This window comes from Amycolatopsis mediterranei (assembly GCF_026017845.1).
Lineage (GTDB): Bacteria > Actinomycetota > Actinomycetes > Mycobacteriales > Pseudonocardiaceae > Amycolatopsis > Amycolatopsis mediterranei.
In genome coordinates, this window is sequence record NZ_CP100416.1 from 8,127,615 (window position 1) to 8,152,303 (window position 24,689).

Below are 24,689 nucleotides of genomic sequence, written 5' to 3' on the forward strand. Positions count from 1 at the left end.
CACTCAGAGCTGCTTGAAGAACTCCAGCAGCGCCGTGTTCACTTCGTCCGGGCGTTCCAGCTGCACCCAGTGCCCGGCGCCCGGGACGTCGACGACGCCGCGCAGGTCGGGCGCGGCCTCGGCGATGCGGCTGCTGTCGGTGAACGCGCGGGTGAGGTCGCCGTCGCCGCACAGGTAGAACGCCGGGCAGGTGATCGGCGTGTCCCGCCACGCGGCGAGGAGGTCCCAGTTGCGGTCGATGTTGCGGTACCAGTTGAGCCCGCCGGTGAACCCCGAGCGGCCAAACGACTCGACGGCGGCGTCGACGTCCTCCTCGCTCAGCCAGTCCGGCAGCACGGCCGGTTCGGTGAAGCGATCGAGGAAGCCTTCGCCCTCTCGGACGACCGGTGCTTCCGCGCTCCCGCCGAGCAGTTTGCGGAACGTCGTGCGCAGGTCCGCGCCGAGCTCGGCTTCGGCGACGCCGGGCCGCTGGAAGTAAATCTGGTAGAAGCCGTCGCCGAACCGCTCGCGCAGCAGGCTCAGCGGTGGCGCGGGAGCGCGGAGGGTGGGCGGCACGCTGATGCCGGCGACGCCGCGGACGACGTCCGGGCGCAGCAGCGCGGTGTGCCACGCGACCGGGGCGCCCCAGTCGTGACCCACCACGATCGCCTCCCGCTCACCGAGGGCGTGGATCAGCCCGACGACGTCGCCGACGAGGTGCAGGAGCGTGTACCGGCTCGCGTCGGCGGGGGAGCCGGTGCCGCCGTAGCCGCGCTGGTCCGGTGCCACGACGTGGTAGCCGGCGTCGGCCAGCGGCCCCAGCTGGTGCCGCCACGAGTGCGACGTCTCCGGCCAGCCGTGCAGCAGCAGCACCAACGGGCCGGTGCCCTGTTCGGCGAGGTGCATGCGGAGTCCGCCGACCTCGACGGTCCGGTGCGTGACCATTCGGTTCCCCTGTTCGCCGTCGTCCACTCAGGACCGTACGGCATCAGCCACCGTCGCGCGGAAGCGGCGAGGCGAGCGTCGTGGGCCGGGTGCGGCCGCGCAGGGTGACGTCCCCGGTCGCCGTCCACCGGGCCGCCTCGTCCGCGGCCGCGGCCTCGACGGCCGTCCACGAGGCCAGCAGGCGGCCGGGCGCGTTCTTCGCCAGTTCGGTCAGCCGGGCGGCTTCGTTGACCGGGTCGCCGATCACCGTGTACTCGAACCGGCGCGGGTCGCCGACGTTGCCCGCGACCGCGTCGCCGGTCGCCACGCCGATGCCGGCCGGGCCGTCCGGCACCTCGGCGGCCAGCCGGGCCGCGATGGCGCGGCCGGCGGCCAGTGCGCAGGTGGCGTGGTCGCCGAGCGGAGCGGGCACCCCGAACACGGCCAGCGCGGCGTCGCCGACGAACTTGTTGACCAGGCCGTGGTGCCGGTCGACCTCGTCGACCACCACCGTGAAGAACCGGTTGAGCAGGCCGACGACCTCCTCCGGCGGGCGGCTCGCGGCCAGCGCCGTCGACCCGACGAGGTCGACGAACAGCACCGAGACCGTGCAGACCGTGCCGCCCAGCCCGGTCGACGTGCGCATGGCCTCGACCGCGACCTCGTGGCCGACGTGCTTGCCGAACAGGTCGCGCAGCCGTTCGCGTTCGGCCAGCCCGGCCGCCATGTCGTTGAACCCGGCCTGCAGCAGGCCCAGCTCGGAGCCGTCGTAGACCGGGATTTCGACGGTGAAGTCCCCGGCCCGGACGCGCCCGAGGGCGTCGCGCACCGAGGAGATCGGGTTGACCACCGAGCGGGCGGTGAACACGGTGACCAGCAACCCGAAGCACAGCACGACCAGCCCGAGCGCGATCACCGACACGGCGAGCTTCGTGGTCGAGACGTCGCCGCGCACCCAGGCCAGCACCGCGGTGACGATCAGCCCGGCCACCGGCACCCCGGTGCCCAGGCACCAGAACAGCAGCATCCGCCGGTTGACGCCGCCGCTGACCGGCCGCGGCGGCGTGGTGCCCGCCAGGGCCAGCGCCGCGTACGGCCGCAGCGCGAACTCGCCGAAGAGGTAGGCGATCGCGCAGACGACGACCGCGGCGAACGCGACCACGAGGAACTCGGTGAGCACGACCTTCGGCTGCACGAGCGCCGCGAGCCCGCCGAAGAGCAGCGTCGCGATGCCCCACAGCACGGCTTGCACGAACGTCAGCCGCAACGGGACGCGCAGGCTCGCGGCGCGCTCGGCGTCGGTCGGCCGTCGTCCGTCGGCCGCCCAGCGCAGGGTCCGGAGGGCGCCGCGGGTGCCCCACAGCGTGCCGGCGACGACCGCCGAAACGACGTACACGGGTACTGCGACCGCGGTGACACGCACGAGTTCACCGGACATTCCGGGCGCGGGCATGAGCAGGGCCGCGAGCCCGGCCACGACCAGGGCGCCGATCACGTTGGTGGCGATCAAAGCGGCCGTGAGCAGGCCTTGGACGCGCCGGCGCAACGCGGTGGCGTGCTGGTCCAACGGTCCGAGCAGGCCGGAGCCGAACGGCTCCGCGGGGGAGCGTCCTGGGGTCACCGGCTGAGTGTACGGTCGTTCACTGAAGTGATCCGAGACGGGTGCCGGAGTATGTGTTACGGTTGGTAACAGTGAACTTCGGTAACACCTGACGAGGAGGTCGGTCGTGACGAGCATCAGCGAATCGGGCGTGTCGGACCGGGAGACCGTGGCGCGGCGGCTGCTCGACTCGTCGGAGCAGCTGTCCTACGACCCGGTCAAGGAGGTCGACTGGGAGACGCCGCTGGACACGGGTTACCACGGCGCGAGTCCGGAGTGGAGCACGCTCTACGGCACCTCCTACTGGGCCGACCTGAGTCCGGAGCAGCAGCGCGAGCTGACCCGCCAGGAGGCGGCGTCGGTGGCCAGCACCGGGATCTGGTTCGAAATGATCCTGCAGCAGATGATGCTGCGCGACTTCTACGCCAAGGACCCGACCGACCCGGCGTTCCAGTGGGCGCTGACCGAGATCGCCGACGAATGCCGCCATTCGATCATGTTCGCCCGCGGCGCGGCGAAGCTGCGGGCCCCCGCCTACCGGCCGCGCCGGTTCGTCGTCGAACTGGGCCGGGTCTTCAAGGCCACCGCGAGCGGGGAGGCCGCCTACGCGGCGATCCTCGTCGCCGAAGAGGTCCTCGACGTCATGCAGCGCGATTGGATGCGCGACGAGCGGGTGGTCCCGTTCGTGCGCACCATCAACAACATCCACGTCGTGGAGGAATCGCGGCACATGAAGTTCGCCCGCGAGGAGACCCGCGAGCGGCTGCGGAGCGCCGGGTGGCTGCGGCGGCAGATCAACGCCCTGGTCGTCGCGATCGCGTCCTACTTCATCGTCACGAGCATGGTGAACGGCAAGGTCTACGAGAACGCCGGCCTGGACGGCAAGCGCGCGCGGCGCGAGGCGAAGGCCAACGAGCACCACAAGTCGATGTTGCGCTCCAGCTGTTCCGGGCTGATGGAGTTCCTGCACTCGGCCGGGCTGCTCACCAAGCCCTCGCTGTGGTTCTACAAGCGGGCGAACCTGATCTGAGATGGCGTTCGCGATCACCCAGACCTGCTGCACCGACGCGACCTGCGTGTCGGTCTGCCCGGTCAACTGCATCCACCCGACGCCGGACGAGCCGGACTTCGGGACGACCGACCTGCTCTACATCGACCCGGTCACCTGCATCGACTGCGGTGCCTGCGCCGACGCCTGCCCGGTCGACGCGATCTTCCCGGCCGGCGACCTGACCGGCCCGCTGCGGGCGTACGAGCAGATCAACGCGGAGTACTACGCGGGCCGGGACGTCCTGGCGGAGGTTCCGGTGGCGCCGAACTTCCACCGGTGGTCCCCGCCGTCGTTCGCGCGGGTGCTGCCGAGCGACTTCCCGCCCTTGGACGTCGCCGTCGTCGGGACCGGGCCGGCCGGGATGTACGCGGTGGAAGACCTGCTGCTGCACACGAACGCCCGCGTGACGCTCATCGACCGCCTGCCGGTGGCCGGGGGGCTGATCCGCTACGGCGTCGCGCCCGATCACCCGTCGACGAAGAAGATCGGCGAGACGTTCGCGCGGTTCCACGACCACCCGCGGCTGCGCCTGCGGCTCGGCGAGCCGGCCGGCTCCGGACTGGCCGATCGCCACGACGCGGTGATCTACGCGGTCGGGGCGACGGAGGCCCGCCGCCTCGGTGTCCCGGGCGAAGACCTGCCCGGCAGCCTGCCGGCCGCGACGGTCGTGGGCTGGTACAACGGCCACCCGGACGTCGAGCCGGACGCCGTCGACCTCTCGGCGGAGCGCGTGGTCGTCGTGGGCACCGGCAACGTCGCCCTGGACATCGCCCGCATCCTCACGGCGGAGCCGGCGGCCCTCGCCGGGACGTCGATCGCGCCGGAAGCGCTGGCGCGCCTGCGCTCGGCCAAGGTCCGCGAGGTGGTGCTGCTGGCCCGCCGCGGGCCGGAGACGGCGGCCTACACGCGCCCGGAGCTGCTGGCTTTGGCGGCCCGTGGCGGGCTGGTGGTGGACACGCACGACCCGCGCATCGCGGCGGCGATCGAAGGCGCCTCGCCGGGCGAGAAGGCCGAGTGGCTGCGAGGGGTACCGCGCGAGAAAGTCGACTGGTCGACACCGCCCCCGGAGGGCCGTCGCATCGTGCTGCGCTTCCATTCGGCCCCGGTGGCGTTCGGGGGTGACACGGAGGTTCGCGCGGTGGTGGCGTCGGGCCCGGAGGGTGACGTCGAGATCACGGCGGGCCGCGTGGTCCGGGCGGCGGGCTTCCGCGGGGTCGCGGTGCCGGGCCTGCCGTTCGACGAGCAGGAGGGGATCGTCCCGAACGAGGCGGGCCGCGTGGCCGGGCGGCCGGGGGTGTATGTGGCGGGGTGGATCAAGCGCGGGCCGTCGGGCGGGATCGGCGCGAACAAGGCGTGCGCGCGGGAGACGGTGGGGGCGTTGCTGGAGGACGCGGTGGCCGGGCGGCTTCCGGTGCGACGTAAGGGATCGAGGTTGTTCGGTCGCGCCTGAGCCGCGGCCGGTTGCGGGGTGGCCCGGTCTCGTCCGGGTTTGCCGCGGGGGCGGGGCAGGCGGATCGAAGTGGTCCGGGCGCGCGGCGTCGAAGTTCGGGCTGCCGGGAGCCGGGGGCCGGGCTAGAATAAACCCGAACCAAAGTCAGGTTCAGGTTGGAGCCCGCATGACCGGCCCGGAGCGGATCGAAGCGGGTGTCCGCCTGCGCCGGGTACCGCGGCAGGCGCGCTCGCGGCAGAAGCTGGCCCAGGTGCTGGCGGCCGCCGACCGGCTGCTCGCCGCGGACGGCGTCGAGGCGCTGACCACCACGCGCGTGGCCGCCGAGGCCGGCGTCTCGGTGGGCGCGCTGTACCAGTACCTGCCCGACCGCGACGCCATCACCGAGGCGCTGGGCGAGGTCTACCTCGCCCGCCTGGAAGACCTGATGACGTCGTTCGCCGAGCGAGCGGCCGAGGAGACCTGGGCGGACCCCGTCGGCCTGCTCGTCGACGCCTTCGCCGGGCTCTACCGCGCCGAACCCGGGTTCCGCGCGCTGTGGTTCGGCCGTGGCCTCACCGACGGAACCCGGGAAGCCGACCTCGCGCACAAGCGCGTGATGGCCACCGGCGTGCACCGCATCCTCGTCGCGCAGCGCCTCCTGCGCGACGACTACGAGGCCGCGGTGGCGTGCCGCACGGCGTTCCTCGCCGCCGACGCCGTGATCCAGGAGGCCTTCCGCCGCGACGGTTCTCCCGAACTCCTGGAACCGGTCAAGACGATGCTGCGGGCGTACCTCGGGCAGCAGCCCCGACCGTAGTTCCCGTGGTGGCGACGAGGAATTCCTCGCCTCGCACGATCCGGAGCCCGTCGGCGCGGCCGGCGAAGTACCGCTCGTCCAGCTCGGCGCCCGGAACGTGGACGACGTCGCGAAACCCGGCCTCGCGAGCCATCGCGAGCATTTCCGCCGGGGAGAACGAGCTGAGGAACGGCGTCCCCGCCGCCTTCGCCCGGCTCGCGGTCGCTCGGTGGCGGGCGCGTTCGCCCTCGTCGAGCCACTCGTCCGGCAGCATGAACGTCATCGCCAGCGTGGAGCCCGGGGCGAACCCGGCGATCCGGTGCAGCGTGGCCGCGTTCGCCTCCTTCGTGAGGTACATGCTGACGCCGGTGGACGCCACCACCGCCGGTTCGTCCGGCGTGAAGCCCGCCGCCGTGAGCCGCTCCCACCACGACGCCGTCTCGAAGTCGACCGGCACGAAGTGCAGCCAGTCCGGCACGCCCAGGCCGAGTTCGGCCAGCCGGGCGCGCTTCCAGGCCTGCGGGCCCGGCTGGTCCACTTCGAACACGCGCAGCCGGGACGCGATTTCCGGGCGCCGCTGGGCGAAGGTGTCCAGGCCGGCCCCGAGGATCACGTACTGGCCGGCACCCCGGGCCGCCCGCTCGGTGACCAGGTCTTCGACGAACCGGGCCCGGGCCACCATGCCGGCCCGGTAGCGCCCGGCGGTGGCCGGGTCCATGTCGCCGCGGTGCCGCCAGTCCTCGCCCGGGTCGGCCAGCCGCAGGCCGAGTTCGTCGGCGAAGACGTGCGGCGGCGGATCGACGGCGACGTGCAGGGCTCGCCACAGGGCCGTGCGCACCGCCGTGCTGTCCGGCGCCGCCACCTCAGGCCGCACCCGGCGCCGACAGCGTCCACGTCCGCCCGTCGGGGTCGCGGACGGTCATTTCCCGCGTCCCGTAATGGGTTTCTTCGAACGGGGTGACCACCTCGACGAGGTCGCCGGCCTCGAACTCGTCCGCGTCCGGGACCTTGAACACGATCTGCGTCCGCGGCTCCCGGCTCTCGGGCACCTCGGCGATGAACAGCCGGGGACCGTCGCCGTTGCGCAGCTGCCCGGAGTTGTGGTCGGTCGCGAAGTCGATCTCGTAGCCCAGTGCCTGGAAGAACTTGGCCGCCTTGCCCCAGTTGTGCGTCTCCAGGTACAGCGCCTCGATGCCCTCGGTCGTCATGTCAGTGCTCCTCTTCGGGATCGGTCGCGAGGTAGGCGCGCAGCGCTTCGGCGACGAGCGCCGAGAGCGACTGCTCCGTCTCGATGGCTCGGTGCTTGACCTGCCGGATCAGCCCGATCGGCAGGTACACGTTGAACTGCTTGACGTCGTCATCGCCCACACCCCGAGGCTAGCATGCTAGCAAGCTAACTCCGCAAGTCCCTCCGTCCGGATCTTGACGTCGAGCCGCGCGAGGTCAACAATCCAGGCGTATTTGTTAGCGCTAACACTCCTCGACGACGAAGTCGGAGCCCCGCCATGAAGCTGCGCCTCGCATTGTCCGCGCTCGTGCTGATCGCCGGCGTGGTCCCGGGATTCGGAGCCGCCGCCGCGAGCACGACCGCCACCGCGGTGGCGGTTCCGCCGCCCGCGATGGGCTGGGCGTCGTGGAACACCTTCGCCGCCAAGATCGACTACGGCACCATCAAGGCGCAGGCCGACGCGCTCGTCTCGGCCGGGCTGAAGGACGCCGGCTACAGCTACGTCAACATCGACGAAGGCTGGTGGCAGGGCACCCGCGACAGCGCCGGGAACATCACCGTGGACACCGCCGAATGGCCGGGTGGCATGAAGGCGATCGCGGATTACCTGCACAGCAAGGGACTCAAGGCCGGGATCTACACCGACGCCGGCCGCGACGGCTGCGGCTACTACTTCCCGACCGGCCGCCCGGCGGCGCCCGGGAGCGGCAGCGAAGGCCACTACCTGCAGGACATGCTGCAGTTCCAGCGCTGGGGCTTCGACTTCGTCAAGGTCGACTGGTGCGGTGGCGACGCCGAAGGCCTCGACCCGCAGAGCACCTACCGGGCGATCAGCGACGCCAACCAGGCCGCGACCGCGCAGACCGGGCGCACCCTCACCCTGTCCATCTGCGACTGGGGCAGGAAGAACCCGTGGAACTGGGGCGCCGGGACGGCGCCGATGTGGCGCACCAGCACGGACATCATCTACTACGGCCAGACGGCGAACCTGGGCCAGGTGCTCACCAACTTCGACCAGGCGCAGCACCCCCTTTCGCAGCACACCGGCTACGTCAACGACCCGGACATGCTGACCGTGGGCATGCCGGGCCTCACCGACGCGCAGGCGCGCACGGAGCTGGGCCTGTGGTCGGTTTCGGGCGCGCCGCTGCTGGCGGGCAACAACCTCGCGACGATGAGCGCGGCCACGAAGTCGATCCTGACCAACCGGGAAGTCATCGCCGTCGACCAGGACCCGAGCGGCCTGCAGGGCGTCAAGGTCGCCGAGGACGCCGCCGGGCTCCAGGTCTACTCGAAGGTCCTCAGTGGCTCCGGGAAGCGCGCGGTCGTGCTGCTCAACCGGACGTCCGCCGCCGCGGCCATGACCGTCCGGTGGGCCGACCTCGGCCTGACCCCGGCCACCGCGCAGGTCCGGAACGTCTGGGGCGCCGGCAATGCGGGTGCCTTCGCCACCGGCTACGGCGTCACCGTCCCGGCGGGCGACTCGGTGCTGTTGACCGTCCAGGGCACCGACGCGGCGGCGGCGAGCTACCCGGCCGACGGCTCCCGGTTCGCCGGCATCACCGCCGCCTCGACCGGGCTCGCCGTCGCCACCTTCACCTACAGCGCGGCCGGCACGCAGACGGCGACCCTCGCCGTGAACGGCCAGCAGCCGACCGTCCTCGCCTTCCCGGCCACCGGCGGCACACCGAAGACCGTCTCCGCCGTCGTGTCGCTGGGCAAGGGGACCACCAACACCCTGACGTTCTCCGGTACCCCGCCGCAGCTGTCGGCCGTGTCGATCCTGCCGCTGCCGGGCAGCACCGGCGTCCAGATCGCGGGTGTCCCCTCGGGACGGTGCCTCGACGTCGACGACAACGGCATCACCAACGGGATCCAGGCCCAGCTGTGGGACTGCGCCGCGGGCCTGAACCAGACCTGGGCGCCGGTGCGCGGGCAGCTCGTCGTCAACGGCACCAAGTGTCTCGACGCCTACAACAGCGGAACGGCCAACGGCACCGACGTGGTCGTCTGGGACTGCAACGGCCAGCGCAACCAGCAGTGGACGTTCAACGCGAACGGGACGATCACCAACGCGGTGTCCGGGCTGTGCCTGGACGCGAGCCAAGCGGCCACCGCGAACGCCACGAAGATCATCCTCTGGACCTGCAGCGGCGGCGCCAACCAGCAGTGGACCCGGCGTTAGGCGGTCGACTCCCGGATGACCAGCCGGCACGGCCGGGTGTGCCTGCCGGGGGAGGGCTCGCCGTTGATCGCCGCCAGCAGGCGGTCGGCGGCGGTCCGCCCGAGTGCCTCCAGTTCCATGTCGACGCTGGTCAGCGGCGGCTGGCAGCCCAGTGCCATGACGTCCCAGTTGTCGAAGCCGACCAAGGCGACGTCGCCCGGCACGCGGCGGCCGGCCGCCTGCAGCGCGTCGGCGGCGCCGCGGGCGATCTGATCGCTGCCGCAGAAGACGGCGTCGAAGGCGGTGCCCGCGCCCAGCAGCATCCGCACCGCCTGCCGGCCCCACGCCTCGCTCCACTCGCCGAACATCGGTGTCCCGGCCGGGTCGAGCCCGGCCTCGGTGAGCCGGCCGGCGGCGGCCGCCGCGCGCACGGTCGCCGAGTGGTGCCGCTCGGGGCCGGTGATGTGGGCGATGCGGCGCCGTCCGGTGGCCAGGAGGTGCTCGACGGCCTTGCGCGCCCCGCCGGCTTCGTCCGGCACGACGGAACAGTCCTGCGGATCGGCAGAGCTGATGAACGCGTACACGACCGGGATCGGCAGGTTCGCGCCGATCGGGGGACGGGCCTGGGTCCGGCGGCCGGTGACGATGATGCCGTCGACCCGGCGGGAGAGCAGCGTGCGCAGGTAGTACTGCTCGCGAATCGGGTCGTCGCGGGCGTCGCAGAGGAAGACCGACATCTCCCCGGCGCCGAGGGCGTCCTCGGCGCCCATCATCAGCGGGATGCTGAACCGGCCGATCGTGTCGGTGGTGATCATGCCGACGGTGTAGGTGCGCCCGGAGTTGAGGGTCACGGCCGCCCGGTTCGGCTGGAACCCCAGCTGCTCGGCCGCCGACAGCACCCGCTGCCGGGTCTCCGCGCGCAGTGAGCCGCGGCCGTTGAGGGCCTTCGACGCGGTGCCGACCGAGACACCCGCCAGCAGGGCGACCTCGCTGATCGTGGCCGGCTTCGCAACGGCGCCGGGAGTTTCCGAAAGTTTCCGCGGAGGCATGGTGGCACAGTACCTCCGCCGACCGCCGCGACCCAATGGAACGCGCGCAGACTACGGCAAACAGCCCCTTGACGAGCCGATCGATCGGACCTAGCTTGAGTCGGAAACCGGTTTCTGAAATTTTCCCGGTCCTTCTTCGGCACCGCAGGCGGCGGCCTCCCGTTAGGAGAGAGTCGATGACTTCGCACATCCGGACCACGGCACGGTGGGGGCGTGCCGCAGTCGCCGTCGCCGGCGTCCTCGTCCTCGCGGCCTGCCAGAGCGGCCCGTCCGGGGCGGCCGCGGGGGACACCGCGAGCGTGGACGACGGCACCACGATCACCATGTGGACCCGGTCGCCGACGGCCACCTTCAGCCAGACGCTGATCGACGCCTACAACGCGAGCCACAAGAACAAGGTCAAGCTGACCGTCTTCCCGGCCGACTCCTACCAGCAGAAGGTCGGCACGGCCGCGGGCGCGAAGCAGCTGCCGGACCTCTTGGCGGCCGACGTCGTCTACGCGCCCGACTACGCGGCCAAGGGCCTGTTCCTCGACCTCACCGCCCGCGTCACGCAGCTGCCGTTCAGCGGCAGCCTCGCCGCGGCCCACATGAAGGCGGCCACCGCCGGCGGCAAGCACTACGCGGTGCCGCACGACATCGACCTGTCCGCGGTGTTCTACAACAAGGTCCTGTTCACCCGGGCCGGTCTCGACCCGGAGAAGCCACCGTCCACGTTGGACGAAATTGCGGCCGACGCGCGCAAGATCGCCGCGCTCGGCGGGGACACCAAGGGCTACTTCTTCGGCGGCGCGTGTCCGGGGTGCCAGCTGTTCACCAGCTGGCCGATGATCTGGGCCTCGGGCGGCACGGTGCTCGACGAGCAGGGCACGGCCGCCACGCTCGACAGCCCCCAAGCGGCGAAGGTCTACTCGTGGCTGCGGCAGCTCTACGCCGACGGCGTCGTGCCGGCATCGGCGAAGAACGAGTCCGGTCCCACGTGGACGCAGTCGTTCCTCGACGGCAAGATCGGCATCCAGCCGATGGGCGCGACGGCGTTGCAGGGCATGAAGGAAGGACCGGACCTGCAGGTCGGCGTGGCCCCGATCCCGGGGCTGACCGGGGGCAGCTCGTCGTTCGTCGGCGGGGACGTGCTCGGCATCGGCGGCAACAGCACGCACGCCGCGGCCGCGTGGGACTTCATCGCCTGGACGCTGTCGGACCAGGCGCAGGTCGACGTCGTCGCGAAGAGCAAGAACATCACCGTCCGGTCCGATCTCGCGGACAACACCTACGCCAAGCAGGATCCGCGGCTCGGCGTGTTCAACCGGCTGGCGAGCCAGGGCCAGACGCCGATTTCGGTCAACTTCGGCAAGACGTTCAACGACACGAACGGACCCTGGACGGCGACGGTGATCGACGCGGTCTTCGGCAGCGGTGATGCCGGAGCGATCCTCAAGCAGCACAACGCGGCCGTGACCGAGTCCCTCTCCGGCGGCAGCTGATCATGGTGTCGCTGGTTTCCCCGCGGGTGTCGGCGCCGGAGGCCCCGGCGCCGGCACCCCGCCGCCGCGGCTCGATCGCCCGGGGCCGTCGCCGGCTGGGGATCGCCTACGCCGCTCCGATGGCCGTGCTGGTCGCCGTCTTCTTCGTCATCCCGCTCGGGCTGATGCTGTGGATGTCGGTCAGCCATTGGCCGCTCGTCGGCGCGTCCTACCCGAACGGCGTCAAGAACTACGACGCGCTGAGCGACCCGCTGTTCCTTCGCGCGGTGTGGTTCACCCTGAAGTACACGCTGGTCACGACGGTGGTGCTCAGCCTCGTCGCCTTCGGGCTGGCGCTGCTGGTGCAGCACGACCGGCGCGGGACCGGCTTCGCCCGCACGGTTTTCTTCCTGCCCAGTGCCGTGGGCCTCGCGTCGACGAGCCTGCTGTTCTACGGCCTGTTCAACACCGACTCGTCGGCGCTGAACCACCTGGTGGACTTCCTCGGGTTCGGCCGGGCCGACTGGCTCGGCTCCGGCGGCAGCGCGCTCGGCTCGACGGTCGGGATGATCACCTGGCGGTTCGCCGGGTTCTCCATGCTGATCCTGATGACCGGCCTGCAGGGCATCGACCCGGCGCTGTACGAGGCCGCGCGCATCGACGGCGCGAACCGGTGGCAGATCCTGTGGCGGGTGACGCTGCCGCAGCTGCGGCCGACCCTGGCGCTCGCGATGGTGCTGTCGCTGACCGGCTCGCTGCTGGCGTTCGACCAGTTCTTCATCCTCACCGGCGGCCGCCACGACACGGCCACGGTCGTCATCGACATCTACCGCGAGGCGTTCCTGTCCCAGGACCTCGGGCGCGCGGCCGCGGTTTCGGTGGCCACGCTCGCCGTGCTCATCGTGCTCAACGTCGCCCAGCTGCGCCTGATCCGCCGGGAGGGGAAGTGAACCGGCTCCGGGCCGCGGGCCTGCACGTCACGAGCGCCGCCCTGGCCGTGCTGTTCCTGCTGCCGCTGCTGTGGACGCTCTACTCGTCGCTCAGCGGGCGGGAAGCCGGGGGCTCCGGGACGGACAACTACCGGCGGCTCGCCGACTACGGCAGCGGTCTGGGCACCTACCTGGTCAACACGACCGTGGTCGCGCTGGTCGCGGTGACCGTCACGGTGCTGGCGACCACGCTCGGCGGCTACGCGATGGCCCGGCTCGCCTTTCCCGGCCGCACCCTGCTGTTCCTGGTCACCCTGGCCATCCTGATGGTGCCCTACACGACGATCCTGGTGCCGCTCTACATCCTGCTCGGCTGGCTCGGCCTGCAGAACTCGCTGCTCGGCCTGGGCCTGGTGATGGCCGTGCTGCAGCTGCCGTTCGGCCTGTTCATGATGCGCAACTCCTTCGAGGCGCTGCCGGTGGAACTGGAAGAGGCAGCGCTGATCGACGGCTGTTCGATCGGCGGCGCGCTGCGAAGGGTGCTGCTGCGTGGCGTCCTGCCCGGCGTGGTCACCGTGGCGCTGTTCTCGTTCCTGGCGGCCTGGAACGAGTTCGTCGCCCCGCTGATCTTCCTCACCGACGGCGAGAAGTTCACCCTGCCGGTCGCGCTGTTCAACCTCCAGTCCGGCAGCCTCGGCTCGGTCGACTTCGGGGCCCTGCAGGCGGGCGTGGTGGTCTCCGCCCTGCCGTGCGTGGCGGTCTTCCTCGTCCTGCAGCGGTACTACGTCCGCGGCTTCACCTCGGGAGCCCTCAAAGGCTGAGAAGGAGCACTCGATGACCGAACGCATCCTCGGGCCCGTCCACCCCACGTCCGCCGCGAAGTCGGCGTTGCGGCCGCTCTTCCTCGGCGCGGTCACCTTCGCGCCGGACAGCCTGCTCGGTGAGTGCCAGGCCCGCAACGCGACCCGGACCCTGCCGCACTGCGTCGAGCAGCTCGAGGCGGCGGGCGCGCTGGACAACCTCCGCCGCGTCACCGGCGAGGTCGACGGCGACCGCCGCAACATGTGGTTCGCCGACTCCGACGTCTACAAGACCCTCGAAGCCGCCGCCTGGCAGCTCGGACGCGATCCGGGCGACGCCGAGCTGCGCGCGTTCCTCGACACCACCGCCGCGCTGGTGGCCAAGGCCCAGGAGGACGACGGTTACCTGAACTCGTACTTCACCGTCGACAAGCCGGACCTGAAGTGGCGGGAGCTGCACTGGAGCCACGAGCTGTACTGCGCGGGCCACCTGATCCAGGCCGCCGTCGCCGCCGCCCGGGCCGGGGTCGGGGCCCAGCTCGTCACGGTCGCCCGGCGCTTCGCGGACCTCATCGTGGAGCGGTTCGGCAGCGTCGAGGACGTCGACGGGCACCCGGAGATCGAGACGGCGCTGGTGGAGCTGTACCGGGTGACCGGGCACCGGCCGTACCTCGAGCTGGCGCTGCGCTTCCTCGACCTGCGGGGACGCGGCCTGCTCGACGGCGAACGATTCGGCTCCCGGTACCTGCAGGACCACGTCCCGGTCCGCGAGGCCGACGAGGTCGCCGGGCACGTCGTGCGCCAGCTCTACCTGCTCGCCGGCGTCGTGGACGTCGCCGTCGAAACCCGGGACGACGCGCTGCTGGAAGCGGCCCGCCGCCTGTGGGCCGACGCGTTCGGCGCCAAGACCTACCTCACCGGCGCCCAGGGCTCCCGCCACCGCGACGAGGCGTTCGGCGACCCGTACGAGCTGCCGCCCGACCGGGCCTACGGCGAGACCTGCGCCGCGATCGCGAGCTTCCAGTGGAACTGGCGCCTGCTGCTGGCCACCGGCGAGGGCAAGTACGCCGACGAGATGGAACGCGCGCTGTACAACGCGATCGCCGGGTCGACCGCGCTCGACGGCACGCACTTCTTCTACGCCAACCCGCTGCACCTGCGGACCGGCCACGACGGCACGCACGAAGACGCGCCCTCGCAGCGCCTGCCGTGGTACTCGTGCGCGTGCTGCCCGCCCAACCTGGCCCGGCTGGTCGCCTCGCTGTCCGGTTACGTGGCGACCGCCGATCCCGGTGGCCTGCAGGTGCACCTGTATGCGGCCGGGACGATCCAGACCACTGTGGACGGTGCCGACGTCCGCGTCGAGACGCGCACCCGGTACCCGTGGGACGGCCGGGTCGAGCTGACGGTGACGGCTTCGGCGCCGTTCATGCTGTCCCTGCGCGTCCCCGGCTGGGCCGAGGGCGCCCTGATCGACGGCGTCCCCGCCGAGGTCCGCGACGGCTACGCGGAGGTGCGGCGCGACTGGACGGGCGGCACCACGGTGACGCTCGAACTGCCGATGCCCGCCCGGATCGTCCGTCCGCACCCGCGGATCGACGCCGTGCGCGGCTGCGCCGCCGTGACGCGCGGGCCGCTCGTCTACTGCCTGGAGCAGGCCGACCTGCCGGACGGCGTCACCCTCGAGGACGTGCGGATCGACCCGGCGGCATCGTTCTCCGGCGCGTCGCTGCCCGACGTACCGGTCGCCCTGACCACGCGCGGCCGGATCGAGGTGCCCGCGTCGGGCGAGCTGTACGGTGCCGGGTCCGTCATGCCCGGCGAGCCGGTGGAACTGACCGCCGTCCCCTATTTCCTTTGGGGCAACCGGGAACCCGGCCCGATGCGGGTCTGGCTCCCGGTCGCCACCGAATAGCCGCCACCCCCTGATCGGCACCCGGGAGCGCACCCAGCCGACAAATGTTAACGCTCACAAAACCGAAGATTGCGAGGACCCGATGACGCGTCCTGTGGTATTTCGGCACAACCGTGGCGTGCGGCGGCTGGCTCCCTCCGTGGTGCTCTGCCTCGTGGCCGGCCTGCTCTCGGTGCTGTCCGCGAGCAGCGCACTGGCCGCGACCGCGTTCACCAGCACGGTGGTCAGCTCTTCGAGCGGCCAGTGCGCCACCGTTCCCAACGGCACCAGTGCGGTCCAGCTGACCCAGACGGGGTGCAACTCCGGTGCCGGTCAGTCGTTCCGGTTCACCCCGGTGTCCGGTGACGTCTACACCATCGGCACCTTCACCTCGGGCAGCTGCGTGGACATCTCCGGCGCGTCCACTTCGGACAACGCTGCGGTGATCCAGTACGCCTGCCACTCCGGGACCAACCAGCAGTTTCGCCTCCAGGCTAATGGAAGCGCTTTCACGCTGGTCGCGGTCGCCTCGGGCAAGTGCGTCACGGCGGTGAACGCGCTGCTCGTCCAGCTGGCCTGCGGCACGGCCGCCCTGTGGCGGCTGCCCGGCTTCCAGTCCGGCGGCGATCCGCAGACCCCGCCGGAGAAGACCGTGCGGGTGTGGCTGCTGCGGCCGTCCGACGTGCCCTACGACCAGCGCTACCCGGACGGCATCGCGAACGTCATGCGGGAAGCGCAGCGGTACTACGGGCAGGAGCTGGGCAAGACGTTCCGGCTCACCGCCCCGGTCGTCCAGGTGGTCACCGGCGAGCACGTGAAGAGCTGGTACGAGGACACACCCAACGGCGGCGACCGCTACTGGTGGGCCGTGTTCAATATGCAGCAGGAGCTGGTGCGCCGGTTCGGCGTCCGGGACGGGGACAGCCGGTGGATCAACGTCGGCGAGGTCATCGCCGAGGGCCAGGGCGCGGGCGGCGGTGGCGGCAACGGCTGGGTGATCCTCTGCCGGCACGACGCCGACGGCGCGGCCGGCATCAACGGCCCGATGAACCGCTGGTACGGCGGCATGGTGCACGAACTCGGCCACGCCTTCGGCCTGCCGGACTCGACCTCGACGGACGGGACGCCGATGTCGGCGTCCTTCTACGACTACCCGAACACCCACTTCAGCCAAAGCCAGAAGACCGCGATCTTCAACGGCCCGTACGGCTCCTTCCTCTTCTGAACCTTCGGATCGGAGAACCCGATGAGACGTCCGGTATTGCTCACCGCCGCCGTCCTGGTGGCCGGCTTCGCCGTGGTGGCCCCGGCCCGCGCCGCGGACACGTTCACCAGCACGATGGTCAGCTCTTCGAGTGGCCAGTGCGCCACCGTCCCCGACAGCACCAGCGCCGTCCAGCTCACCCAGACGGCCTGCACCTCCGGTGCCGCGCAGTCGTACACGTTCACCCCCGTATCAGCCGACGCCTACACCATCGGCACCTTCACCGCCGGCAGCTGCGTCGACATCTACGGCGCGTCCACTTCGGACAACGCCGCGGTGATCCAGTACGCCTGCCACGGGGAGACCAACCAGCAGTTCCGGCTGCAATCGGTCGGCACGAACACGTTCAACGTCGTGGCCGTCAGCTCCGGCAAGTGCGTCACCCCGGCGAACACCGCGCTCGTCCAGCTGCCGTGTTCGAGCGCGAGCGCCTGGCGCGTGCCCGGGTACACGCCCGGCACGTCCGACGTCTACCAGGGCATCCCGAACCTGGCGCCGAACGCGTGCAAGAACTCCGGGCTGCCGCGGTCGTACGGCACGAACTTCCAGACGCCGAACGACCCCTACGGCCAGGGGTTCCAGAACACGACGGCGATCGGCTGGGACGGCAACTACTGGCCGGTCTTCAGCTACCTGTCCGGCTCGTTCTTCGCGCGCGGCGTGAACACGACCTACAACGGCCTGTGCGGCGGGATGTACTCGTTCAGTGCCTACACCTACGGCGGCAATCCCGGCGCGCAGTCGGTGCAGTGGACCGAGGACAACGGCTACCTGCCGGCGATGACGACGTCCCGGACCTCCGGCAGCGTCGGGATCACCATCAAGAACTTCGCCGACAAGGTCACCATCAACGGCTCCGCGGTCATGCTGGTCTACACGCGGGTCTCCATCAAGAACAACGGCTCCGGCTCGGTGACCGTCCCGCCGGGTGGTTCGGGACCGGGCCTCGTCCGGCTGACTTCGTCCGGTTTGGACACGGTCACGGCGGGACAGACGAGCAACCACGACTTCGTGGTGGCGGTGGACAACTTCGGCAGCGGCGTCGCGCTGCCGACCGGCTCGGCGCTGTCGTCGAACGCGCCGAACTTCGACACCGCCTACGGCCAGATGACCTCGTACTGGAACTCGCGGCTGGCCGAGACGAACACCTTCAGCCTGCCGAACACGACCCTGCCCAACACCGGCGGCCTGGCGAACCCGGGCACCGCGATGGCCAACGCCTACAAGGCGGGCACTGTCTACAACCTGATCATGCAGGTGGGCAAAGCGCAGTTCTCCGGCGCCAACAACTACAACTGGATCCTCAACCACGACGTCCCCGGCGAGCTGACCGCCAAATTCGAGACCGGCGACTTCCGGGACGCGCGCAACCTGCTGCTCACCGCCCGGATCGCTCAGCAGGACGGCTGGGACGAAGTCGGTGCCAACTGGTACTGGGACGGCGTCTGGAAGACGATGGGCTCCTGGGCGACGTACCTGGCGAAGACGAACGACACCGCGTTCGTCAGCCAGTACTTCAACGACACCGGCTCGTGGGGACCCAGCCTCCGGACCATCGCCCGGGTGAAGTACCCCGCCCAGCTCGCCTCGGACGGGACGCTGCAGACCAACTTCGACAACGACTCCACCGGGCGCTGGCTGTTCAGCAACTTCTCGGCGTTGCAGATGCTGGCGTCGTACAAGTACATCGCGACCAAGATCGGCCAGACCGCCGAAGCGACGTGGGCGAACACGGCCTACACCTCGCTGCTGAACGCGTTGAACACCGTCGTGGGCCGCAACCAGTCCGCGAACGGCTTCAACTACCTGCCGTGTGAAGTGGACAAGCCCAACAGCGCCAACCGCTGCAACACCTTCAACGACGCCAACTGGGCCTCGCCCGGCTGGGTCGGGCAGAACCAGTGGTCGACCATGCTCTCCGGTGGCGCGCTGACCGGCATCATGGGCGACCCCGGCCAGATCGACCGGATGTACCAGTGGGGCTTCAACCGGCTGTCGGCCAACGGTTACCCGTTCCCGACCTTCGGGGCGTTCAACGGGTACTCGACGGCGTACAACACGTCGTACTCCTCCGACGGGTTGTTCTCCGACAACTACCGCGACCTGCCGATCACCAGCTACGCCTGGCAGCTCAAGACCACCACCGGCGGCCCGAACGCCTGGTGGGAGGCCAACGGCAGCGGGCCCAGCCCGGCCAACCCGTGGATCGGCAGCCACGCCGGACCGCAGTTCGGCGCGTGCCCGTACGCGTGGCCGATCGCCGGGCAGCAGCAGGGGCTGCTGGAGTCGCTGGTGGCCGAAGGTCTGGCGGCCGGCGGTTCCGGGCCGTACACCTTCACCCGGCCGCTCTACATCGGCCGCGGCGTGCCGAACGCCTGGGTCACCCCCGGCCAGACGATTTCGGTGGGCAACCTGACCAACACCTACGACGTGGCTTCGGGCAACCGGTCCACCTACGGGGTTTCCCTCGCGGTGAGCGGCTCGAGCGGCGCCCGCGTCGTCACGGTGACGTTGTCGGGCAGCCTGCCCGGCGGTGCGGTCGCCATCCAGCTGCCGGTGTTCCTCTCGACCGGTGTGAACTCGGTCAGCGGCGGCAGCTACGACGCCGCCACGCACACGGTCACCGCGAGCGCGAACACGGTGACCATCACCCTCGCCAGCTGAACCTTCCCGGGGTGGGGGGGGCCGGGCGGGGCCCCCCCCCCCCCCCCCCCCCACGACAAGCCGCGGCAGACCTAGTAACTGCGGGGCGTCCAGACGATGCCGTTGTCGGATCGAGTGCGAGACGAGCCCACGATCAGCAGGCAGCGCATGTCCACTGTGGACGGGTCCAGCTCGCCCAGTGTCGTGATGCGGATGTCCTCCTCCGGGCCGCCCACGTCCCGGGCCACGACGACCGGTGTGGAAGGCGCGCGGTGGCGGAGCAGCACGGCACGCGCGTCGGCCAGCTGGGTCGTGCGGGTGCGGGATGCCGGGTTGTACAGCGCCAGCACCAGGTCCGCCGCGCCCGCTGCGTCGAGACGCTTCTCGATGATCTCCCAGGGCTTCAGCCGATCGGACAGCGACAGCACGCAGTAGTCGTGTCCCAGCGGTGCCCCCACCCGGGACGCCGCCGCCTGGGCCGCGGTCACTCCGGGCACGATCCGGACCCGGACACCGGCGCCGTGACCTGCGGACACCTGCTCCAGCACCGCCGACGCCATCGCGAACACGCCCGGGTCGCCCGAGGACACCACCGCCACGCGAGAGCCGGAAGCAGCCAGCGACAACGCCTCGCGTGCCCGGTCCGCCTCGACGCGGTTGCCGGATGCGTGCCGCTGCTGGCCCGCCTTCTGCGGCACCCGGGCGACATACGGCCCGTACCCGACGATGTGCTCCGCCGCGTCAAGCTCCGAAGCAGCCTCGGGCGTCAGCCACTCCGGGCCTGCCGGGCCGAGACCCACAACGACCACTTCGCCAACCGAAGAAGGCGAAGCAGCCGGAGCAGGCGAAGACTGACGGGACGCATAAGCCGGCGAAGGCAGCAACGCCAGCGAGAAGTACGGAACCGTCGAAGGATCCACCGACGCCAGAGGCTCGATCCGCTGCTGACCCCAGGTCGCGCGCTCGACGTACACCGCGTCGTCCAGCTTGCCGGCCTCCGCGAACGCCTCCCGCACCGACGAGAACGTCCGGCCCAGCTTCAGCACCGCCGCCGCGTCGGTGTCGGCGAGGCGCCGGGCCAGTTCCGGGGCCGGGAGCGTACCCGGGAGCACCGTGAGCACCTCGTCGCGCTGCACCAGCGGGCGGCCGAAGACCGACGACGCCGCGCTCACCGACGTCACGCCCGGGACGACCACCGCCTCGAAGCGGCCGGCCAGCCGCTCGTGCATGTACATGTACGAGCCGTAGAAGAACGGGTCGCCTTCGCAGAGCAGGACCACGTCGCGGCCCGCGTCGAGGTGCTCGGCCAGCCGCTTCGCGCTCAGCTCGTAGAAGTCGGCGATCGCGCCCTCGTAGCCGCCCGGGTGATCGGTCGTCTCGGTCGTGACCGGGTAGACGAGCTTCTCCTCGAGCTGGCCCTCGCGCAGGTACGGCTCGGCGACCGACCGCGCGATGCTCCGGCCGTGGCGCGCGCAGTGGTACGCGATCACCGAGGCTTCGGAAATCAGGCGGGCCGCCTTGACCGTCATCAGTTCCGGGTCGCCGGGGCCGAGCCCGACACCGTACAGCGTGCCGGTCATTCTTCGGCGCTCGCGAGTGCGTTGATCGCCGCGACGGCCATCGCGCTGCCGCCGCGCCGCCCGTGCACCACCAGGTACGGTGCCGGGGCGCGCTTGGCCAGCTCCACTTTGGACTCCGCCGCGCCGACGAAGCCGACCGGGACGCCGATGATCGCCGCGGGCGCGCCGACGCCTTCGTCGAGGATCTCCAGCAGGCGGAACAGGGCCGTCGGGGCGTTGCCGATCGCCACGACCGAGCCGGGCAGCTTGTCGCGCCACAGTTCGAGCGCCGCGGCCGACCGCGTGGTGCCCATGCGTTCGGCCAGCCCCGGCACGCTCGGGTCCGAGAGCGTGCAGAGCACCTCGTTGTCCGCGGGCAGGCGACGGCGGGTGACGCCGCTGGCGATCATCTGCGCGTCGCACAGGATCGGCGCGCCGGCTTCGAGCGCCGCGCGGCCGGACTCGACGACGTCGAGCGTGTACCGCAGGTCGTCGACCAGATCGACCATGCCGCAGGCGTGGATCATCCGGACCGCCAGCCCGGCCACGTCGTCGGGCAGGATCGCCAGGTCCGCCTCCTCGCGGATCGTGGCGAACGAGTGCCGGTAGATCTCGGCACCGTCCCGCAGGTAGTCGATCACAGCTTCCCTTCCATCTCGTCGAGCGGCACCCAGCGGCCGTCGATGCGGTAGCCCCCCGCTTCGGCGACCACGTCCACATAGGACTGCGACGGCTTTCCGCACCGCCGCTCGCAGCCCGAGAAGTGGGCCCGCAGGCCCGGCCGGAACACCGCGTCGGCGCGGACGTCGGCGCGCGACTTCGCGCAGCCCGGACGGCCGATGCACGCGGTGGTCCCCAGTGCCTCGCCCCCGAACCCGAGCCGCGCGAAGACGTCGGGAGGCACGTCCGGCAGGACCAGGGACTTCCACGGCGTGACCAGCGCCGTCCCGAACTCCGCCAGCGCCCGCGCCTGCGTCGCGGACAGCTGTCCGAAGCGCGGCACGACACCGGCTGCGTAGCCACCGCCGTCCTGGGGAATCAGCCCCGCCGGCATGGAGAACCCGGTCCGCGGCACCGGCGTCCCGCGCCAGGCCGGGTCGTCGAGTTCGGCGACGCGCCAGGCCGCCCCGCGCACCCGGCAGAACTCCAGCGCCACCTCGATCAGCACCGCCACGACGTCGGCGCGGGCCACCCGGCGACCCGTGTCGCCGCCCGCGAGCAGCAGCGTTCCCTCGGACGAGCCGGTAGCACGCCAGCAGACGTCGGCGCCTTCGGAGGCGACGTCGCCGCGGCCGTCGTCGAAGGCGAAGAGGAACCGCCCGGGCAGCGCCGCCAGTTCCGGCGTCGAACACAGCACCAGGTCCAGCGAAGCCGCCAGGCCGCGGACGTCGGCGAGGCCGCCGCTCACTCCGCTCAGCGGCGACGCGAGGACGTTCCGGACCCGCTCGTGCGACGGCGACGGCAGCAGACCCGCGTCGGTCAGCCGGGCCGCCAACCCGGGCCGGGTGACGCCGCGCAGCTGGACGTTGCCGCGCGAAGTGAGGTGGAGGTCGCCGTCGCCGCAGGCTTCGGCCGCGTCGGCCAGCGCGTGCAGCTGCACTGCGGAAATCGTGCCGCCGGGCAGCCGCACCCGCGCCAACGGTCCGTCGGCGGCGTCGTGGGGTGCGAAAACACCGGGGCACGCGTCGGCTCGCACGCGTGCTGGGGTCGGCATGGGGTCACTGTAGCTGGCCGTTCCGGCGCTCCGGCGGGTCCGAACGCGGCCGGATCCGGGCCGTTCCGGCGTCCAGGTCCACGTCACGCCAGGGAGGTGCGCCTTCGGCGTCCTGCTCGACGAGCATCGACATCGTTTCCCGGTGTTCCAGCTCACGCCGCTTGGTCCCGTACAGGAACGCGGTGGCCTCTTCGATGGAGGTGGCGGACAGCCGCGCCTTGAAGCGCGAGCCGTTCTTGCGCGGCCGCAGTTCGATCGCGGCCATGACCAGCAGGATCACGACGCCGCCCGGAAGGGCGAGCCCCAGCCAAGTTGCCATGCCCCGCGAACCGGATGACCGCGGGTCAAGTTCCCGAGGCAGCAGAAGTCTCATCAAATGTAGTAGGTGTGCTACATTCGATCGCATCAGTCAACTGGGGGTGACCGCGATGAGAGATCCAGCCGATCCGGTCGTCCGCGTGCGCGGGCTGCGGATGCGGTACGGCACCAACGACGTCCTCCACGGCGTCGAGTTCGAGGCGTACCGGGGCGAGGTCGTCGGCCTGCTCGGGCCGAACGGCGCGGGCAAGACGACGACGATCGAGATCCTCGAGGGCTTCCGCATGCGGTCGGCCGGCGAGGTGAGCGTGCTGGGCGTCGACCCGGCGCACGGGGGTGAGGACTGGCGGGCACGGCTGGGGGTCGTGCTCCAGTCCTGGCGCGACCACGGGAAGTGGCGCGTGCGCGAGCTGCTCGCCCACCTCGGCCGGTACTACGCGCCGTACTCGTCGGCGGCCCGCCCGCGGCCGTGGGACACCGACGAGCTGATCGCGACGGTCGGGCTCACCGAGCACGCGCACAAGAAGCTCAAGCAGCTCTCCGGCGGCCAGCGGCGGCGGCTCGACGTCGCCATCGGCATCGTCGGGCGCCCCGAGCTGCTGTTCCTCGACGAGCCGACCGCGGGCTTCGACCCCGAGGCCCGGCGGGAGTTCCACGACCTGGTGCACCGCCTGTCCGACGAGCTCGACACGACGATCCTGCTGACCACGCACGACCTCGACGAGGCCGAGAAGCTGGCCGACCGGATCCTCATCCTCAACGGCGGCCGGATCATCGCCGACGGCTCGGCCGACGCGCTGTCCCGGCAGATCTCCGGCGAGGCCGAGGTCCGCTGGAGCGTCGGCGGACAGCGTTTCGTGCACTCGACGACCGAAGCGACGAAGTACGTGTACGACCTGTTCAAGCAGCACGGCGAGGCCGTCGCGGACCTCGAGGTCCGGCGGGCGTCGCTGGAGGACACCTACATGACGCTGGTCCACCGCGCCGAGGCCGGCGGCGAGACGGAGCTCGGCCTCCAGGAAGCGGGTGCGCGATGAACGCCAGGACAGCGGCACTGCGCAACGGGCTGGCCCGTGGCTGGATCGAGTTCAAGCAGACGTGGACCAACCTCGACGACGTGATCGGCCAGCTCGTCTTCGTCACGCTCTTCCTCGGCACGCTGTTCTTCATGCGGAACGCGACGCTGCCCGGCACGTCGTTCTCCCTCGGCGCCGCGACCGTACCCAGTGTGCTCGGCGCCGGCATCGTGTTCCAAGGGCTGACCGGCGCGGCGGGCTACCTGGCCGTCGACCGCGAGGACGGCACGCTGCTGCGGGCGAAGGCGACCCCGAACGGGATGCTCGGGTACCTGCTCGGGAAGACGACAGCACTGTCGCTCGCCCAGCTCACGGGCCTGATAGCGGTCCTGATCCCGTGCCTGTTCGTGTTCTCCGCACTGGCACCGGACGGCGTCTGGTCGTACCTGCACCTGCTCGGGGTGCTGCTGGTCGGCATGATCGCGACGATGCCGATCGGCGCGGCGCTGGGGTCCCTGACCAGCAGCCCGCGCTCGATCGGGCTGATCACCCTGCCGATCATGGGCCTGGGCGCGATCTCGGGGATCTTCTACCCGATCACGGCGCTGCCGGTGTGGGTGCAGGACATCGCGCAGGTGTTCCCGATGTACTGGCTGGGCCTCGGGATGCGCTCGGCGCTGCTGCCGGACAGCGCGGTCGTCGTCGAGATCGGCCAGTCCTGGCGGCCGCTGCCGACCCTGGCGGTGCTCGTCGCGTGGGCCGTGATCGGATTGGCGCTGGCCCCGGTCCTGCTCCGCCGCATGGCGCGGCGCGAGGCCGGCTCGTCGCTGGCCGAGCGGCGGGAGAAGGCCATGCAGCGTGTGGGGTAG

Annotated in this window: 22 protein-coding genes; 12 read left to right on the plus strand and 10 right to left on the minus strand. The window is 71.3% G+C overall.

All coding sequences use genetic code 11. The features are described from left to right. Positions 1-3: 3 nt before the first annotated feature. Both ISP_RS36410 and ISP_RS36415 read right to left on the minus strand, forming a co-directional pair. Positions 4-924 carry an alpha/beta fold hydrolase gene (locus ISP_RS36410; protein WP_013225255.1) on the minus strand — a complete coding sequence of 307 codons (921 nt, stop codon included), beginning with the start codon at positions 922-924 and terminating at the stop codon, positions 4-6. Between the two features lie 43 nt (positions 925-967). Further along, on the minus strand, positions 968-2,524 hold the full coding sequence (locus ISP_RS36415; protein WP_013225256.1) for an adenylate/guanylate cyclase domain-containing protein: 1,557 nt from the start codon (positions 2,522-2,524) through the stop codon (positions 968-970). A gap of 106 nt (positions 2,525-2,630) precedes the next feature. On the opposite strand from ISP_RS36415, the gene ISP_RS36420 reads away from it, so the two are divergent. The 3 genes from ISP_RS36420 to ISP_RS36430 all read left to right on the plus strand — a co-directional run bounded on the left by ISP_RS36420 (position 2,631) and on the right by ISP_RS36430 (position 5,800). Beyond that, positions 2,631-3,533, plus strand: coding sequence for an AurF N-oxygenase family protein (locus tag ISP_RS36420; protein WP_013225257.1), 903 nt, complete (start codon positions 2,631-2,633; stop codon positions 3,531-3,533). A 1-nt stretch (position 3,534) separates the two neighbouring features. Beyond that, the gene (locus tag ISP_RS36425; protein WP_013225258.1) at positions 3,535-5,004 is read left to right on the plus strand and encodes an FAD-dependent oxidoreductase; all 1,470 of its coding nucleotides are present in this window, start codon (positions 3,535-3,537) and stop codon (positions 5,002-5,004) included. 166 nt (positions 5,005-5,170) lie between these two features. Continuing rightward, positions 5,171-5,800, plus strand: coding sequence for a TetR/AcrR family transcriptional regulator (locus ISP_RS36430; protein WP_013225259.1), 630 nt, complete (start codon positions 5,171-5,173; stop codon positions 5,798-5,800). On the opposite strand, the gene ISP_RS36435 is transcribed toward ISP_RS36430, so the two are convergent. Genes ISP_RS36435 through ISP_RS36445 form a run of 3 tightly spaced genes read right to left on the minus strand, consistent with a single transcriptional unit; the run spans position 5,754 to position 7,147 of the window. Next, positions 5,754-6,641: a class I SAM-dependent methyltransferase gene (locus ISP_RS36435; RefSeq protein WP_013225260.1), complete on the minus strand. Its 888-nt coding sequence runs from the start codon at positions 6,639-6,641 to the stop codon at positions 5,754-5,756. The two genes, ISP_RS36430 and ISP_RS36435, sit on opposite strands and share 47 nt — an antisense overlap. A 1-nt stretch (position 6,642) precedes the next feature. After that, on the minus strand, positions 6,643-6,987 hold the full coding sequence (locus tag ISP_RS36440) for a VOC family protein (protein ID WP_013225261.1): 345 nt from the start codon (positions 6,985-6,987) through the stop codon (positions 6,643-6,645). 1 nt (position 6,988) lies between these two features. Beyond that, positions 6,989-7,147: a ribbon-helix-helix domain-containing protein gene (locus ISP_RS36445; RefSeq protein ID WP_013225262.1), complete on the minus strand. Its 159-nt coding sequence runs from the start codon at positions 7,145-7,147 to the stop codon at positions 6,989-6,991. A 137-nt stretch (positions 7,148-7,284) separates the two neighbouring features. On the opposite strand from ISP_RS36445, the gene ISP_RS36450 reads away from it, so the two are divergent. Then, positions 7,285-9,192, plus strand: a complete 1,908-nt coding sequence (locus ISP_RS36450; RefSeq protein ID WP_013225263.1) for an RICIN domain-containing protein — start codon at positions 7,285-7,287, stop codon at positions 9,190-9,192. On the opposite strand, the gene ISP_RS36455 is transcribed toward ISP_RS36450, so the two are convergent. Further along, positions 9,189-10,220 carry a LacI family DNA-binding transcriptional regulator gene (locus tag ISP_RS36455; RefSeq protein ID WP_013225264.1) on the minus strand — a complete coding sequence of 344 codons (1,032 nt, stop codon included), beginning with the start codon at positions 10,218-10,220 and terminating at the stop codon, positions 9,189-9,191. The two genes, ISP_RS36450 and ISP_RS36455, sit on opposite strands and share 4 nt — an antisense overlap. A gap of 176 nt (positions 10,221-10,396) precedes the next feature. On the opposite strand from ISP_RS36455, the gene ISP_RS36460 reads away from it, so the two are divergent. From ISP_RS36460 to ISP_RS36485, 6 genes are all read left to right on the plus strand, one after another. Next, complete coding sequence (locus tag ISP_RS36460) at positions 10,397-11,704, plus strand: ABC transporter substrate-binding protein (RefSeq protein WP_013225265.1); 1,308 nt, start codon at positions 10,397-10,399, stop codon at positions 11,702-11,704. 2 nt (positions 11,705-11,706) lie between these two features. Further along, positions 11,707-12,633 (plus strand): carbohydrate ABC transporter permease, encoded by a 927-nt coding sequence (locus ISP_RS36465; RefSeq protein ID WP_013225266.1) that lies wholly within the window; start codon positions 11,707-11,709, stop codon positions 12,631-12,633. Beyond that, entirely contained in the window at positions 12,630-13,433 is an 804-nt protein-coding gene (locus tag ISP_RS36470) for a carbohydrate ABC transporter permease (protein ID WP_013225267.1), read from the plus strand. Before ISP_RS36465 ends, ISP_RS36470 begins: the two co-directional genes overlap by 4 nt. Positions 13,434-13,446: 13 nt before the next feature. Further along, positions 13,447-15,327: a glycoside hydrolase family 127 protein gene (locus ISP_RS36475; RefSeq protein WP_013225268.1), complete on the plus strand. Its 1,881-nt coding sequence runs from the start codon at positions 13,447-13,449 to the stop codon at positions 15,325-15,327. Between the two features lie 118 nt (positions 15,328-15,445). Then, positions 15,446-16,531, plus strand: coding sequence for an RICIN domain-containing protein (locus ISP_RS36480; RefSeq protein WP_013225269.1), 1,086 nt, complete (start codon positions 15,446-15,448; stop codon positions 16,529-16,531). 21 nt (positions 16,532-16,552) lie between these two features. Further along, positions 16,553-19,234, plus strand: coding sequence for an RICIN domain-containing protein (locus ISP_RS36485; protein WP_034285559.1), 2,682 nt, complete (start codon positions 16,553-16,555; stop codon positions 19,232-19,234). A 71-nt stretch (positions 19,235-19,305) separates the two neighbouring features. On the opposite strand, the gene ISP_RS36490 is transcribed toward ISP_RS36485, so the two are convergent. The 4 genes from ISP_RS36490 to ISP_RS36505 are packed head-to-tail and all read right to left on the minus strand — an operon-like array spanning position 19,306 to position 22,805. After that, complete coding sequence (locus ISP_RS36490; RefSeq protein WP_013228824.1) at positions 19,306-20,793, minus strand: precorrin-2 C(20)-methyltransferase; 1,488 nt, start codon at positions 20,791-20,793, stop codon at positions 19,306-19,308. Next, entirely contained in the window at positions 20,790-21,413 is a 624-nt protein-coding gene (locus tag ISP_RS36495; RefSeq protein WP_013228825.1) for a precorrin-8X methylmutase, read from the minus strand. The genes ISP_RS36490 and ISP_RS36495 overlap by 4 nt, the downstream gene beginning before the upstream one ends. Beyond that, complete coding sequence (locus ISP_RS36500; protein ID WP_013228826.1) at positions 21,410-22,486, minus strand: nitrite/sulfite reductase; 1,077 nt, start codon at positions 22,484-22,486, stop codon at positions 21,410-21,412. Before ISP_RS36500 ends, ISP_RS36495 begins: the two co-directional genes overlap by 4 nt. A 4-nt stretch (positions 22,487-22,490) precedes the next feature. After that, entirely contained in the window at positions 22,491-22,805 is a 315-nt protein-coding gene (locus tag ISP_RS36505) for a DUF6191 domain-containing protein (protein WP_013228827.1), read from the minus strand. A 109-nt stretch (positions 22,806-22,914) separates the two neighbouring features. Here ISP_RS36505 and ISP_RS36510 point away from each other — a divergent pair, with 109 nt between their 5' ends. Together ISP_RS36510 and ISP_RS36515 are read left to right on the plus strand one after the other, a co-directional pair. Then, positions 22,915-23,841 carry an ABC transporter ATP-binding protein gene (locus tag ISP_RS36510; RefSeq protein WP_013228828.1) on the plus strand — a complete coding sequence of 309 codons (927 nt, stop codon included), beginning with the start codon at positions 22,915-22,917 and terminating at the stop codon, positions 23,839-23,841. Next, a complete protein-coding gene (locus ISP_RS36515) occupies positions 23,838-24,689 on the plus strand; it encodes an ABC transporter permease (RefSeq protein WP_013228829.1) in 852 nt (283 codons plus the stop codon). The genes ISP_RS36510 and ISP_RS36515 overlap by 4 nt, the downstream gene beginning before the upstream one ends.

Coding starts and splice junctions, on each gene's coding strand:
- ISP_RS36410 (WP_013225255.1), bottom strand. CDS start 924: ATGGTCACGCACCGGACCGTCGAGGTCGGCGGACTCCGCATGCACCTC.
- ISP_RS36425 (WP_013225258.1), top strand. CDS start 3,535: ATGGCGTTCGCGATCACCCAGACCTGCTGCACCGACGCGACCTGCGTG.
- ISP_RS36430 (WP_013225259.1), top strand. CDS start 5,171: ATGACCGGCCCGGAGCGGATCGAAGCGGGTGTCCGCCTGCGCCGGGTA.
- ISP_RS36440 (WP_013225261.1), bottom strand. CDS start 6,987: ATGACGACCGAGGGCATCGAGGCGCTGTACCTGGAGACGCACAACTGG.
- ISP_RS36450 (WP_013225263.1), top strand. CDS start 7,285: ATGAAGCTGCGCCTCGCATTGTCCGCGCTCGTGCTGATCGCCGGCGTG.
- ISP_RS36455 (WP_013225264.1), bottom strand. CDS start 10,220: ATGCCTCCGCGGAAACTTTCGGAAACTCCCGGCGCCGTTGCGAAGCCG.
- ISP_RS36460 (WP_013225265.1), top strand. CDS start 10,397: ATGACTTCGCACATCCGGACCACGGCACGGTGGGGGCGTGCCGCAGTC.
- ISP_RS36465 (WP_013225266.1), top strand. CDS start 11,707: ATGGTGTCGCTGGTTTCCCCGCGGGTGTCGGCGCCGGAGGCCCCGGCG.
- ISP_RS36475 (WP_013225268.1), top strand. CDS start 13,447: ATGACCGAACGCATCCTCGGGCCCGTCCACCCCACGTCCGCCGCGAAG.
- ISP_RS36485 (WP_034285559.1), top strand. CDS start 16,553: ATGAGACGTCCGGTATTGCTCACCGCCGCCGTCCTGGTGGCCGGCTTC.
- ISP_RS36490 (WP_013228824.1), bottom strand. CDS start 20,793: ATGACCGGCACGCTGTACGGTGTCGGGCTCGGCCCCGGCGACCCGGAA.
- ISP_RS36500 (WP_013228826.1), bottom strand. CDS start 22,486: ATGCCGACCCCAGCACGCGTGCGAGCCGACGCGTGCCCCGGTGTTTTC.
- ISP_RS36505 (WP_013228827.1), bottom strand. CDS start 22,805: ATGGCAACTTGGCTGGGGCTCGCCCTTCCGGGCGGCGTCGTGATCCTG.
- ISP_RS36510 (WP_013228828.1), top strand. CDS start 22,915: ATGAGAGATCCAGCCGATCCGGTCGTCCGCGTGCGCGGGCTGCGGATG.
- ISP_RS36515 (WP_013228829.1), top strand. CDS start 23,838: ATGAACGCCAGGACAGCGGCACTGCGCAACGGGCTGGCCCGTGGCTGG.